Source organism: Cupriavidus sp. YAF13 (assembly GCF_052113425.1).
Taxonomy (GTDB): Bacteria; Pseudomonadota; Gammaproteobacteria; order Burkholderiales; family Burkholderiaceae; genus Cupriavidus.
On record NZ_JBFRDD010000008.1, the window covers coordinates 153,932 to 167,703 of the forward strand.

General features: G+C 64.4%; 13 protein-coding genes and 1 pseudogene. 9 read left to right on the forward strand and 5 right to left on the reverse strand.

The genetic code is table 11. The features are described 5' to 3' along the window. The first annotated feature begins 7 nt into the window (after window positions 1–7). The 9 genes from AB4061_RS09680 (at window position 8) to AB4061_RS09720 (ending at window position 8,953) form a co-directional block, all read left to right on the forward strand. Complete coding sequence (locus AB4061_RS09680; protein WP_441633129.1) at window positions 8–817, forward strand: ABC transporter permease; 810 nt, start codon at window positions 8–10, stop codon at window positions 815–817. A gap of 10 nt (window positions 818–827) precedes the next feature. Then, window positions 828–1,853, forward strand: a complete 1,026-nt coding sequence (locus AB4061_RS09685; protein WP_441633131.1) for an ABC transporter substrate-binding protein — start codon at window positions 828–830, stop codon at window positions 1,851–1,853. Window positions 1,854–1,926: 73 nt separating this feature from the next. Next, complete coding sequence (locus AB4061_RS09690; protein ID WP_441633194.1) at window positions 1,927–2,934, forward strand: zinc-binding dehydrogenase; 1,008 nt, start codon at window positions 1,927–1,929, stop codon at window positions 2,932–2,934. A gap of 58 nt (window positions 2,935–2,992) precedes the next feature. Further along, a complete protein-coding gene (locus AB4061_RS09695; RefSeq protein WP_441633133.1) occupies window positions 2,993–3,415 on the forward strand; it encodes a PaaI family thioesterase in 423 nt (140 codons plus the stop codon). Between the two features lie 6 nt (window positions 3,416–3,421). Further along, window positions 3,422–4,960 carry a class I adenylate-forming enzyme family protein gene (locus AB4061_RS09700; RefSeq protein WP_441633135.1) on the forward strand — a complete coding sequence of 513 codons (1,539 nt, stop codon included), beginning with the start codon at window positions 3,422–3,424 and terminating at the stop codon, window positions 4,958–4,960. A 31-nt stretch (window positions 4,961–4,991) separates the two neighbouring features. Continuing rightward, the gene (locus AB4061_RS09705) at window positions 4,992–6,083 is read left to right on the forward strand and encodes an ABC transporter substrate-binding protein (RefSeq protein ID WP_441633136.1); all 1,092 of its coding nucleotides are present in this window, start codon (window positions 4,992–4,994) and stop codon (window positions 6,081–6,083) included. Next, window positions 6,080–7,423 carry an acyl-CoA thioester hydrolase/BAAT C-terminal domain-containing protein gene (locus AB4061_RS09710; RefSeq protein ID WP_441633138.1) on the forward strand — a complete coding sequence of 448 codons (1,344 nt, stop codon included), beginning with the start codon at window positions 6,080–6,082 and terminating at the stop codon, window positions 7,421–7,423. The genes AB4061_RS09705 and AB4061_RS09710 overlap by 4 nt, the downstream gene beginning before the upstream one ends. After that, window positions 7,420–8,178, forward strand: a complete 759-nt coding sequence (locus tag AB4061_RS09715; RefSeq protein ID WP_441633140.1) for an ABC transporter ATP-binding protein — start codon at window positions 7,420–7,422, stop codon at window positions 8,176–8,178. The genes AB4061_RS09710 and AB4061_RS09715 overlap by 4 nt, the downstream gene beginning before the upstream one ends. Then, entirely contained in the window at window positions 8,168–8,953 is a 786-nt protein-coding gene (locus tag AB4061_RS09720) for an ABC transporter permease (protein WP_441633142.1), read from the forward strand. Before AB4061_RS09715 ends, AB4061_RS09720 begins: the two co-directional genes overlap by 11 nt. A 139-nt stretch (window positions 8,954–9,092) precedes the next feature. On the opposite strand, the pseudogene AB4061_RS09725 reads toward AB4061_RS09720, so the two are convergent. The 5 genes and pseudogenes from AB4061_RS09725 to AB4061_RS09745 all read right to left on the reverse strand — a co-directional run. Then, a pseudogene (locus AB4061_RS09725) lies at window positions 9,093–9,554 on the reverse strand (IS30 family transposase); the annotation flags it as partial. A gap of 76 nt (window positions 9,555–9,630) precedes the next feature. Continuing rightward, a complete protein-coding gene (locus AB4061_RS09730; RefSeq protein WP_441633144.1) occupies window positions 9,631–11,019 on the reverse strand; it encodes an L-serine ammonia-lyase in 1,389 nt (462 codons plus the stop codon). Between the two features lie 189 nt (window positions 11,020–11,208). After that, window positions 11,209–12,093: a VOC family protein gene (locus AB4061_RS09735; protein WP_441633146.1), complete on the reverse strand. Its 885-nt coding sequence runs from the start codon at window positions 12,091–12,093 to the stop codon at window positions 11,209–11,211. 1 nt (window position 12,094) lies between these two features. Then, window positions 12,095–12,943 carry a serine O-acetyltransferase gene (locus AB4061_RS09740; protein WP_441633148.1) on the reverse strand — a complete coding sequence of 283 codons (849 nt, stop codon included), beginning with the start codon at window positions 12,941–12,943 and terminating at the stop codon, window positions 12,095–12,097. A 49-nt stretch (window positions 12,944–12,992) separates the two neighbouring features. Further along, entirely contained in the window at window positions 12,993–13,751 is a 759-nt protein-coding gene (locus AB4061_RS09745; RefSeq protein ID WP_441633150.1) for an amino acid ABC transporter ATP-binding protein, read from the reverse strand. Between the last annotated feature and the right edge of the window lie 21 nt (window positions 13,752–13,772).

The following is a 13,772-nucleotide window of genomic DNA, read 5'->3' on the forward strand; positions in this document are numbered from 1 at the left end:
CGCCGCCGTGACCACGACCGTCGCCCGTCATTTCGCCACGCTGGTGCTGCAGCGCCTGCTGCTGGTTGCCCTGCTGCTTGGGCTCTGGTGGTGGGGCGCCACACGCGTGCCATCGTTCGTGCTGCCTGACCCTGAGAAAGTCGGCCTGGCCCTGATGTCGCTGTGGCACAGCGACACCTTCACCGCCGACGTGGCCGCCACGTGCCGACGGGTGCTGTCGGGTTTCGTGCTGGCCACCATCGTTGGCAGCGGCCTGGGGCTGACGCTCGGCGCCAGCCGCGTCCTGGCCCGTTTCTTCGAGCCCGTACTGACGGTCTTCAACACCGTGTCGTCGGCCATCTGGGCGATCTTCGCGATCATCTGGTTCGGCATTTCCGATGCCACGACGGTCTTTGTCGTGTTCATGACAGCCATGCCACTGATCCTGACCAATGTCTGGGAAGGCACCAAGACCGTCGATCCGCACTATGTCGACCTGGCGCGCAGCTTCCGCATGTCACGCCTGCATGTGCTGCGCAAGATCTACGTGCCGACGATCCTGCCCCATTTCTTTGCCGGTGCGCGACTGGCGTTCGGTTTCGGCTGGCGGGTATCGCTGGTGGCCGAAACGATCGGATCGTCCAGCGGCATCGGGTATCGGCTGCGGCAAGCCGCCGACCTGGTGCAGACCGATCAGGTTTTCGCGTGGACCGTCCTGCTGGTCGGCCTGATGCTGCTGCTCGAAGGCGGCCTGCTCAAGCCCGCCGAGCGCTGGCTGTTCCGCTGGAAAGCGTCTGCGCGGCAACCGTCCACCCCCTCCGTTTCCTTTCAAGTCTGAGGACTTTATCGTGCGCAAGTTACTGTCAGCGGCCGCCGCCGCGTTTTCCGCCTATTCCGTATTCATTGCGCTGTCCTACGCCGCGATCACCCCGGCCACGGCCAGTGCCGCCGAGCCGGCTCCCGTCGTCAAGATTGGCTACTGGACCAGCGGTGTGAGCCTTGGCTACGGCTCGGTTCTGGAAGCCAGGGATTTTCTCGCCAAGCGTGGCGTGCGCGCCGAGTTCGTTCACTTTCCCGACGTCAACGCGCCACTGCGGGCGTTGGCTTCCGGATCGATCGATCTCGCATTCGGCGCACCCGTAGCCGGCGTGTTCGGCATCGCCGCATCGGGCGTCCCCATCCGCATCTTTTCCGCGACGCAACCCGCCGATGTGCAGTTCGTCGTGCCGAAGGATTCACCGATCCAGTCGATCCGTGAACTCAAGGGCAAGAAGGTGGGCATGTCGCCCGCTGGCTCCTCGGTCGCGGTGATTGCCGGCGCCGTGCTGGCCGGCAACTATCAGATCAAGAGCAGCGATTTCGCGCTGGTCGGTGGCAACGAATCGCGCCTGGCGCAATTCCTGGTGCAGAAGCAGGTGGATGCGGCCGCGCTGCGCTCGGTCACCGTGGAGCAGCTCGGCGACGAACTGCCGGTGCGCAAGCTGGGCACGTTCGCCACCGAGTGGAAGACGCTGACCCAGTCCGACGCCGTGCCCTACATCGGCGTGGGCGCCGCCCGCTCGGACCTGGTCGACAACCATCCCGAGATCGTGGCCCGCGTAATTGCCGCATTGCGCGACACGCTGGCCTGGGGCAACGCCAATCGCGATGAAGTCGTCCAGATCCTGCAAAAAAAGGCCAACCTGCCGGCCGACGATGCCAAGGTCTATGTCAACCACTGGAACGACATGAACCGCGTGGCCTTCGAGCCGGCGGACATCGCCACGCTGCGCCGCCAGCATGCCGTGTTCGTCGAGTCCGGCCTGGTCAAGGGCGAACTCAAGGACGACCTGTTTGCCCGCAAGCCCTACGAGCAGGCCAAGGCGCTCAAGTAAACCCGCCCGCCCGATCTCCAGCCTATTTTCCTTTCGTTTCCCTTCCCCCAAGGAATCCATCGTGACCCAATCCATGCAAGCGCTGGTGCTCGACGCACACGGCACCATCAAAGAACAGCTGCACGTCGTCGCCAACAAGCCCGTGCCGATGGCCGACGAAGGCCACGTCGTGATCCGGGTGGGAGCGTCGTCCTTCAACTATCACGACGTGTTCACCGTACACGGCATGCCCGGCATCAAGGTGCCGTTTCCGGTCGTGATCGGCCTGGACCTGGCCGGCACGATCGCCGAACTGGGCGCCGGCGTCACCGGGTGGAAGGTCGGCGACCGCGTGCTGGTGAACCCGCTCAAGCCCGGCGTGGGCCTGATGGGCGAAATGGCCGATGGTGGCATGGCCGAGTTTGCGCGGGTGGACGCGCGCCAGCTGATCGCCCTGCCCGACAACGTCACGTTCGCCCAGGCCGCCGCGCTGCCGGTGGCCTATGGCACGGCACATCGGATGCTGATCACCCACCAGACCGTCAAGGCCGGCGACAAGGTGCTTGTGCTTGGCGCCAGCGGCGGCGTGGGAACCGCCACGGTGCTGCTCGCAAAGATGCTAGGCGCCGAAGTCATTGCCGCGGCGGGCTCCGACGAGAAGGGCGAGCGCCTCAAGGCACTGGGCGCTGACCACATCATCAACTATCGCGAAGTCGACTTCGGAAAGTGGGTCATCGAGCGTTACGGCAAGCCGCAGCGACGCACCTTCGAGGGCGGCGTGGATGTCATCGTCAATTTCACCGGCGGCGATACGTGGCTGCCGTCGATCAAGAGCCTGAAGCGCGGCGGCACGCTGCTCGTGTGCGGCGCCACGGCCGGCCATGACCCCAAGGAAGACCTGCGCTACGTCTGGAGCTTCGAGCTGAACATCAAGGGGTCGAACAGCTTCTACGACGACAACCTCAAGGCCCTGCTGGCACTGGTTGCCGAAGGCAAGCTCGATCCGGTGATCGACAGCGTGCTACCGCTCGACCAGGCCGCCAGGGGGCTGGCGCTGATCCGCGACCGCGCCGTGCTGGGCAAGGTCGTGGTGACGCCGTAAGGCGTCGGCCCGCACGCGGGCCTCGCACACTTCTACTCACCGACATCCGGACCAGAACATGACACAGACCACCACCCTCCCCTCCGCCGCCGACGTGCAGGCACGACTGCTGCGCGGCCCCTATCACCAATGGCTCGGCCTGCAGGTCGCATCGGTCGCCGAAGGCGAGATCACGCTGACCGCGAAGTTCCGCGACGAATGGATCGTCAACCCGGACGGCGGCTACATTCATGGCGGCATCCTGGCCGCGCTGGTCGACCTTGGCGCCGACTGGGCGCTGGTATCGCACACCGGCAAGGGTGTGCCGACAGTGGACCTGCGCGTTGACTACCATCGCCCGGCGCGCGGCGATCTGAAGGTCGTGGGCACCGTCATCAAGATCGGCCGCCTGGTGAGCGTGGCCGAGGCCAACGTCTACGATGCCGAAGACCGCCTGGTAGCCAGCGGCCGCGGCGTCTACGCCACCCCTGCGCAGGCCTGAAGCATCATGGCAACTGAAGCGCACGCGGCTTTTGACCGCAATCTAGGCCGCAACCTCGGCAGCGTGATTGCTCGCGACGCCGATCCCGCCGCGCTGGCCATCGTCGGCATCGGTGCCAACGGCGCGGCCTCCCGGCGTACGTTTGGCGACATCGACGTCGCCGCCGACGCCGTTGCGCGGGGCCTGCTCCGGCGAGGCCTGGCGCAGGGCGACCGCATCGCGCTGCTTGGCGTGAATTCGGTCGACTACGTGGAGTCGCTGCTCGGCATCATGCGCGCCGGGCTGGTCGCAGTGCCGGTGAACTTCAAGCTGCCACAGGCACTGGTCGACTATATCGTCGCCGACAGCGGCGCAAGGCTTGTGCTGTGCGACAAGGCGCACCATGCGCAGGTGCCCGCCGGCGTGCCGGCCATCGTGTTCGGGTCGCCCGATCACGACGCCCCGTGTGCGCCGGATGACGATACCACTCCCTTCACGCCGTACGCGCCCGCCGATGACGACCTGGCGCTGCTGCTCTATACGTCCGGCTCCACGGGGCGCCCCAAGGGTGTACGCCTGAGCCACGCCAGCCACCTCTGGGTGGTGCAGGCACGCCAGGCCAGCACGCCGCTTGCCAACGAGCGCGTGCTGATTGCCGCGCCGCTGTACCACATGAACGCGCTGGCGCTGATCCTGCTGGCGTTGGCCTGCCACGCGCCATCGGTGCTGCTGCCCCAGTTCCAGGCCGCGGCCTACATCGACGCCATCGGACGCTACCAGTGCACGTGGTTGACGGCCGTACCGCCGATGATTGCGATGATGCTTCGCGAGCATGCATTGCTGGCGCGCACCGACCTGAGCAGCGTGCGGGCGGTGCGGATGGGGTCCGCTCCGGTCAGCCCCGCGCTGAGGGCGCAGATCCATCAGCTGTTGCCCAATGCGCGCGTCATCAACGCCTATGGCACCACCGAGGGCGGCCCAGTCGTTTTCGGCCCGCATCCGGATGGACTGCCCACGCCAGCGCAATCGGTCGGCTATCCGCATCCCGCCGTGGCGGTGCGGCTGATCGACGAGCAGGGTCAGGCATCCGACGAAGGCGTGCTCGAGCTGCGCAGCCCCGGGCTGATGCTTGGCTACCACGGGCGCGCGGAGTTGCGGCCATTCACCGCTGACGGCTACTACATCACCGGCGACGTGTTCCGCCGCGACGCCGAGGGCTTCTACGCCTTCGTGGGCCGGCGCGACGACATGTTCGTGAGCGGCGGCGAGAACCTCTACCCGGGCGAGATCGAGAAAGCGCTGGAGCGGCACGAAGCCGTGCAGCAGGCCAGCGTCGTGCCGGTGCCTGACGAGATCAAGGGCACCAAGCCAGTGGCCTTCGTAGTGCTGCGTCCGGGCATCGCGCCGCCCACTGAGCACGCGCTGCGCGAATGGTCGCTGACGCAGCTGGCCGCCTATCAGCATCCGCGCCGGATCTGGTATGTCGATGCGCTGCCACTGGCCGCCACGCAGAAGATCGATCGCCGCGCGCTGGCCGACGAAGCCGTGCGCCTGCTGGTTCCCTAAAGACCCACCCGATTGCAATCCGCAGGAGTCAATGATGTTGTTCCGCAAGCCGGCGAGCGCCGGCGCCATTCTCGCCGCGCTCGGCACCACCACGCTGTTCGCCGCCTCGGCCCAGGCGCTCGATGAAGTCACGGTGGCCCTGGCCATTCCGCCCGCCGTCCACGATGGGGCGCCTTACGCCGCCGCCGAGGCCCTGGGCCTGTTCAAGGAAGCCAACCTCAGCGTCAAGACCATCGTCTTCCAGGGCGCCGGTGCCCTGCTGCCCCAGGTGGCGGCCAAGCGCGTGACGTTCGGCTACCCGACTTCGGAACCGGTTATCGCGAGCTACTTTTCGGGCAAGGATCCGCTGCCACTGCGCTATTTTTATAACGGGGTGCCGGGCAACACGATGGAATTCGCCGTGCTGGCCGACTCCCCGATCCGCACCCTGGGCGACCTCAAGGGCAAGCAGATTGGCGTGGGCGCGCTGACATGGGGCACGATTCCGGGCGGCCGCGCGGCGCTGCGTATCGCAGGGCTGGAGCCGGGCAAGACCGTCGAGTACGTGGCCGTCGGGGCGCTCGGCGCCGGGTTTCAGGCGCTGCGTACCCATCGCGTCGATGCGCTGAACTTCAACAGCAGTTGGGACGACCTGCTTGAATTCTCCGGCACCCGGATCCGGCGCATCGCCTATCCGGCGGTGTTCCAGGAGACGGCCGGCAACGGCTTTATCGCCCACGTCGACACCCTGCGCGACCAGCCCGACCTGGTGCGCCGCTTTGGCCGCGCCTACACCCAGGCCCAGATCGTTTGCGAGGCGAATCCAGCGTTCTGCATCAAGGCGTTCTGGCGGCAGCACCCCGAATCCAGGCCGGCGGGCGGCGAAGCCAAACAACTTGCCGAAGCCTCCGAGCTGCTGACGCGCCGTCTGAAGCGCGTGCTGTACACGCCTTCCGGCGCGCCACGCGTGCCGGGGCAATATGATCTGCCCGCCATCCAGCGCGGCATCGAAGCCATGGCCAAGGCCGGGGAGTATCCCAGCGCGGATGTACCGCTGCAAAAGATCTTCTCGAACGAATTTGTCTCGGCGTTCAGCGACTTCGATCGCGCCGCGCTGGTGCGTCGCGCAAAGGCAGCCCAATGACCCGGCCCCAGCACGCACGGATCGATATCGCGCCGACTGACGCGCTGGTCGATGTGCCGCGCGAGATCACGCTGCGCGGATTCAACAGTGGCGAACGCGTGACCCTGACCGCCACCTTGCATCATCCGGACGGCAGCCAATGGGAAAGCCACGCGGTGCTGACAGCGGATGCCGACGGCACGGTTCCGGTCGGCGCCACGGCTCCCGCCAGCGGCGACTGGATCGTTGCCGACGCCACCGCACCGGTCTGGGCCATGCGGCGCCTGCGCACCCCGACGCGCCCGACATGGAGCGACGGCATCGCACCGCTGGACATCGCGCTGACCGCCACGGGCCAATGTGGCGCACAGGCACGGGCGCAATACACATTGCGTTTCCTGGCGCCCGGCGTCACGCATCGCCCGGTCCGCGAGTCGGGGCTCAGCGGCACCCTGTACACCCCGGCTGGTGCCGGTCCGCACCCGGCAGTACTGGTGCTGGCGGGTTCGGGCGGCGGCATGCACGAACAACGCGCTGCACTATATGCGGCGCACGGCTACTCGGCACTGGCCCTTGGCTACTTCAAGGCGCCAGGCCGGCCCAACCATATCAACGACACACCGCTCGAATACTTCGAAACCGCGCTGCGCTGGATGCATGATCGCCTGGCACCACAGCACGGGTTCGTCGCGGCATCGGGCGTGTCGCGCGGCGGTGAACTGGTGCTGTTGCTGGCGTCGCGCTTTCCTGCGCTGGTATCGGCCGTCGTGGCATACGTGCCCAGCTCCGTGGTGCATGGCACGCTGCGCGCGGGCCATCCGGAAAAGCCGCGCGATGCCACTGCCTGGACATGGCGGGGCGAGCCGCTGCCCAATGTCTGGCGCGACAACCTCGACGCCGACTGGCACGCTTTCGATCATCCGCCCGGCGCCGGACAGCCGGTACGTCAGGCGGCCGCTTTCCATACGCCACTGCGCAACGCCCAGGCCGTGGCACGCGCCCGCATCCCCGTGGAAAGCATCGAGGGGCCGCTGCTGCTGATCTCGGGCACCGATGACGGCTTCTGGCCGTCCACGCTCTACAGCGACCAGATGGCCGACGTGCTGCGTCGGCGCAAGAACGGGGCGCCCGTCGAGCACTTGCGCGGCGAAGGCGCCGGGCATGCAATCGGCCTGCCGCAGTTGCCTGCAACGCTGATCGCCAAGCCACACCCGGTGGCCGGCCTGCTGCTCGATGGCGGCGGCACTGCGCAGGCCAACGCCAGGGCCAGCGCCGCCTCGTGGGCCCGTGTGGTCGATTTCCTGGCCGATGCCGTGCAGCGGTCGGCAAGCCGCCATGACGCAGGGGCTACCGCGTCATGAGCGCCGCACTGTCGATACGCGGCGTCGGCCTGACCTATCCCACGCGTTCCGGCCGGACCGAGGCCCTGGCCGACGTCGCGGTGGAAATCGGCGAAGGCGAGTTTGTCGCCCTGCTCGGCCCTTCCGGCTGCGGAAAATCCACGCTGCTGCGCCTAGCCGCCGGCCTGCTCGCCCCGACGCGCGGAGACATCGCACTGAATGGCAATCCGATTAAAGGGCCCAGCCGCAGCACCGGCGTGGTGTTTCAGAAGCCGAGCCTGCTGCCCTGGAAGACCGTGCGCGAAAACGTACTGCTGCCGGCGCGCACACAGGGCCTGGACCTTGCCCGCGCAAAGGCCCGGGCGGACCGGTTGCTCGAACTGGTCGGACTGACCGCGTTTGCCGGCAACTATCCGTTCGAGCTGTCTGGCGGCATGCAGCAGCGCGTCGGTATCGCGCGCATGCTGCTGCCAGACCCCACACTGTTGCTGATGGACGAACCCTTTGCGGCGCTGGACGCGCTGTCGCGCGAGACCCTGACATTCGCCTTGCAGGACATCTGGAGCGTGCAGCGCAAGTCCGTGCTGTTCATCACGCACAGCATTCCCGAGGCCGTGTTTTTGGCCGACCGGATTTTGGTCATGTCACCGCGCCCGGGCCGCATTGTGGAGTCGCTGCCAAACCCGCTGGCCCGCCCGCGCAGCGTCGACACGTTCGATCATCCCGAATTCACCGCGCTGACCCAGCACTTGCGGAGACACTTCAATGCCCACTGACACCATGGCCCGGCGCCTGCCCGCGCCGCTCTATCCGGCCATCAGCGTCGGCCTGCTGCTGCTCGCCTGGGATCAGGCCGTGCGATGGCTGCAGATTCCCGACTACCTGCTGCCGCCGCCAGAGGCGGTGTTCCGTTCGCTCGCGGATGGCTTTCTCACCGGCACGCTGTGGCCGCATATCGGCGCCACGCTGCTCAACACGGTGGCCGGCTTTGCGGTGGGCAGCGTGCTGGCCGTGGCCCTCGGCGCGCTGCTGGCGGAATCCGAGACCTTCGAACGCTTTGTCTACCCGCTGCTGGTGGGCCTGCAGGCCACGCCGAAGGTGGCGCTGGGGCCCATCCTGCTGGTCTGGTTCGGCTTTGGCGCGGCGTCGAAGATCGTGCTTGTGGCCCTGGTCTGCTTCTTTCCGCTGTTCGTCAACACTATCAACGGGATCCGGCGCACCGACCCCGAACTGCTGGAGGCGTGCCGTGCCTTCAGCGCGTCGCGCGGCTTCCTGCTGTGGCACGTCAAGTTGCCGGCGGCGCTGGGCGACATCTTCTCGGGCTTGCAGATCGGCGTATCGCTGGCGCTGATCGGCGCCGTAGTAGGCGAATTCCTGTCGGCGCAGCGGGGACTCGGCTTCCTGATCGCGTCGTCGTCGGTCAGCATGAGTCTTGCCACAATGTTCGCAGGCGTGCTGCTGCTGGCGATCACTGGCCTGATCGGCGTGGAAGCCGTACGTGGGATCCATCGGCGTGTCGTCTTCTGGCACCCTGCGGTGCGCGGCGGGTAAACTTCTGGCCGGCAGGCAGCCAACCCGAACGATGGGGCGCTACATCGCTCGCCATCGTCGAACGTTCAGTTTCCGACGTGCTCGAAGCGTGCCCGTGGTCGTCGCAGCGATTCCAAAGGGCAGCTTCTCAGCTGAGGATTCAACCGGTCAACGCAACGGATTGATGGAATCGTTCAGCCGGTGTATCGAAGTCTAGTGTTTTTCGGGGGCGCTCATCGAGCCGCCTCGCTACGGCATCGTAGCTTGGCTTGCGAATAGACAGAGAGATCGGTCCCTTTGGGGAAGTACTGTCTCAGAAGGCCGTTCGTGTTTTCGTTCGAGCCGCGTTGCCACGGATGCTGAGGATCGCAGAAGTAGACCTTGATGTCCGTGGCCACGGTGAAACGCTTGTGCTCCGCCGTCTCGGATCTCCGATCCCAGGTAAGCGATTTGTAGAGTTCCTGCGGCAATTACACGCATGCTTGATGAGTGCATTGACGACCGTCTCGCTATCCTTGCTGGCAATCTTCACCAGCATAAGGTAGCGAGTCTGGCGTTCGACAAGGGTCACGATCTGGCTGCTGCCGCTACCACACAACTGGTCGCCTTCCCAGTGACTTGGCGAGTTGCCGTGAAGGAGCCTTGCATCTTCCGGTAACGCGAGGAACCGGAAACAACCTCCTCAACGATCTCGCCCGTCAGCATTCGACAATATTGACTGCCAGGCCGCCACGCGAAGTCTCTTTGTATTTGGTCAGCATGTCGGCGCCCGTCTCGCGCATTGTCTTGATGACCTTGTCCAGACTCACGTGATGCGCGCCATCTCCGTGCATCGCCATGCGGGCAGCGTTGATCGCCTTAACGGAGGCTACGGCATTCCTCTCGATGCACGGTATCTGCACCAGGCCACCAACCGGATCGCACGTCAGACCAAGATGATGCTCCATGCCAATCTCGGCTGCATTCTCGACCTGCTCGGGATTACCGCCGAGCACGGCGCACAATGCACCTGCCGCCATCGAACAGGCCACGCCCACTTCTCCTTGGCAGCCGACCTCAGCTCCCGAAATCGATGCATTCTCCTTATACAGAATTCCGATCGCTGCCGCAGTTAGAAGAAAGTCAACTATGCCGTCGTCGGAAGCGCCAGGCACGAACTGCGCGTAGTACTTGAGCACTGCAGGGATAATACCGGCCGCACCATTGGTGGGCGCAGTTACAACGCGGCCGCCAGCAGCGTTCTCCTCGTTCACTGCCAAGGCGAACATGTTAACCCAGTCCATCACCACCAATGGATCGTCGGTGCGCCCAACGTCGGATTCAAGGCGCTTGGCCAGGGCCGCCGCCCGTCGCCGAACCTTGAACCCGCCCGGAAGCACACCCTCGGTTCGGCAACCACGATCGATGCAACCGCGCATGACAGCCCATATGTGCAGCAATCTGGTTCGTGTCTCCGCATCTGATCGCCAGTGCCGCTCGTTGCGCCGCATAACCTCTGCGATACTGCAGCCGAGGTGAGTCGCCTGCGCCAGCAGTTCCTGTCCTGAGCGGAATGGGACCGGCAGCACAGTCACGTCCGGTGCGATTCTCTTCTGCCTGCTTCCGTCCACGGCCACCTGTTCGCTAACGATGAAGCCTCCGCCCACAGAGTAGTAGATCCGCTCCAGAATTGTGTCCCCGGCCCCAGACAGCGCCGTAAAGCGCATGCCGTTGGCGTGGAATGGCAGCGTCTCACGCCGATAGAAAATCAGGTCTTCTTTTTCCTTGAATGTGAGACGCATGTCCCCCTCCAAGAAGATCGATTCGCTCTCACGGATGTCGTCGAGATAGCCGGGTATCCGTTCAACGTCGATCGTGTCAGGTTCGTGGCCAGCGAGGCCCAGCAGCACGGCCTTGTCGGTGCCGTGTCCCTTGCCGGTGGCCCCGAGCGAGCCAAACATTTCGGCGCGGATACGGCAAACATCGCTGCTGCCCGCCTCTCCACCCAGGACCTGCGCGAACATCCGGGCGGCGCGCATGGGCCCCACGGTGTGCGAACTCGATGGCCCGATGCCGATCTTGAAAAGGTCGAATACACTGACTGCCACGAATTGCTCTCCGATGCGTTGATTAGTACCTAGCGTGTCTGAAGGATGAACTAGCGGTCGTTACCAAGCAACGGCATCGGAAGTGAATTTCCGTTGACCGCAAGACAACACTCCGATCCCTCTCATTGCGAGATGTGGTGACGGTTGCCAGGTGCGGCATTGAGGGTCGAGACGGTTTGCCGCTCGTCACTACGCGCTGAATTCCATGATCACATTGCCGCATTGTTCCGGCGATATGAGCCAGGTGTCGCGTGCACTTCGCAGGACGTCAACGCCATTTGACTGCCAAAGGCTCTCCAGTACCGCTGGGGCCTGGCTTTTGACAGTTAGGCCGATGCCATGCGGTTGCGTATCACCCTTCCAATCCGGCATGGGTATGGCGCCGTAGTAGTCTGCAGCCGCGCGCGGTGACAGGATACGGATCAGGCCGCAGCCGGTGTCGGCTTCGACGATGTCCTCGGACTGGGCAACGCGCGCCTCGCCGTAGAAGGCGATGTAGCGGCGGGCCAGATCCAGCGGCCGCTCAGCCAGATAGGTAACGGCCGTCACGGCAACCACGCCGTTGGGATGGTCCTGCCATGCCGGCACCCAGATCAGCTCGGGCCGATGCTGGTGGCAGATGAAATTCGACACGTCGCGCTGCTCCTCGTTCAGAAAGAGGCCTAACGAGACGACGGCGACGTCCGGCGTGCCGTCCGGCTTTGTCATGTTGCGCCGGAAGTCGATCAGGCCTTGCGATTGCAAGCCGCTTTCGACAAGCGCTGCATGGTCGGCACGGGAATCCTTGCTGTGCAACGCCACCAGCCCCAGCCCTTCGACACGGTCGGTGAATTTCCCGACGTTGCGTCCATAGCAGAAGCCATTGACCGAATTCGTTCCGAACTTCGAGGGATCGTTGACGGCGATGATCTCGATGAAGTTGTCCTTGAACATCAACAGCGACAGCGTTGTGCCCCACGGGTGATACCCGACCGGATTGGGCGTGAATCCGAGGTTCTTGAACTGCTCGCGCACGCGATCAAAGTCGCGAACCGTAACGACCGGATGATCGATACCAAATCTGACGTTAGCCATCTCAAAGCTCCTGGACAGTCGTTGCGCGTTTCACGGTCTCGTCAATCGCATCGAGCCGCTCCGGCACCCTTCCCACCTCCCTGGCCGGAACACCGGCAACCACGCGGCCTGGGGCAACAGGCTTCAACACCACACTGCCGGCGGCGACAATGGCTCCTTCGCCAATCTCGATGTTGCCAAGCACCGTGGCACCCGCGCAGACGGCTGCGTTTCGGCGGACTTTTGGATGGCGGTCCCCGCCCTGGGTCAGGGTACTGCCGAGGGTAACGCCGTGCCACATGTTCACGCCGTCCTCGATGACGGCAGTCGAGCCGATCACGATACCCATGCCATGATCAAAAAAGACGCCATCGCCAATGCGCGCGGCCGGATGGATGTCCATGGCGTAGTGGATGGCACCCCAATTCTGAAGGAGAACGGCCAACTCACCCTGATCATCGCCCTGCAAGGCATGGTTGAGCCGGTATAACTGCAGGCCTTGGAAACCTCGGAAGCTAAGAAAGCCCGTAAGAAGATCTGGGCAAGCTGGGTTCACCGCCTCCAGCTTCTCAAGATCCAATGCAGCCGACACCTCGATCTCCGGATGCAACTGGAGCACTTGCTCGAAAAGAGGACCCAAGCGCAGCGCCGGCGGCGTAACGTTGGCGAGTGACTGTGCGAGCATTGCGCCAAGGGCGCTCGCGAAGGACGGATGCCGGAGGATAGATTCCGACAGTGTCTCGGCAAGGCTCGGGCACGCTATTGACAAAGTCTTGGCCTGCTCGGTCAATATGTGCCAGAGTTCGGTCGACTTTTGGTCGCCGACAATTGTCGCAGCCATTGGGTTCATTCCTGAAACGTACATAATCATTTGATGACGATCTCAGCCCTTGGGGAGTTCGTCTGCGGGGTGTGTTCGTTCAATGCTTGAGTACCCTGGAGAGGAACAGGCGAGTGCGTTCCTCCTTGGGCGAGTCGAAGATCTGTTCAGGTGCCCCCTGTTCGAGGATCTTCCCCTGGTCGACAAAGACGACGCGATTGGCAACCTCTCTCGCAAAGCCCATCTCGTGGGTCACGATCATCATCGTCATGCCTTCGGCCGCCAGCTCGCGCATGACGTCAAGCACTTCTCCGACCATTTCCGGATCGAGCGCCGACGTGGGCTCATCGAACAGCATGACGTGCGGCTCCATTGCCAGTGCTCTGGCGATGGCGACGCGCTGCTGCTGCCCCCCAGAAAGTTGTGAGGGAAACTTCGCTGCGTGGTCCTTCAGGCCAACCCGCTCGAGTAATTGACGCCCCATCGCCTCGGCCGCTCCCCTGGTCTTGCCGCGCACCCGGATGGGCGCGAGTGAAACGTTTTCCAGCACCGTCTTGTGCGGAAATAGGTTGAATTGCTGAAAGACCATGCCAACGCCCTTGCGAACCTCATTCAATTGCTTGTCCTCACTGAGTTCCCGCTCGGCCTCGCATGGCAATTCGCACCCGTCGACAACGATACGCCCCTCCTGAAACGCTTCGAGGCCGTTCACGCACCGTATCAACGTTGACTTGCCTGAGCCGCTGGCGCCGATGATGACCAGTACCTCGCCTCTTGCCACCGAAAGATCAACGCCACGCAAGACTTGAACAGGGCCAAAGGATTTCTTGACCGACTCGATCTGGACAATGTTGTTCATGGGATACCTAAAGGATTGTTG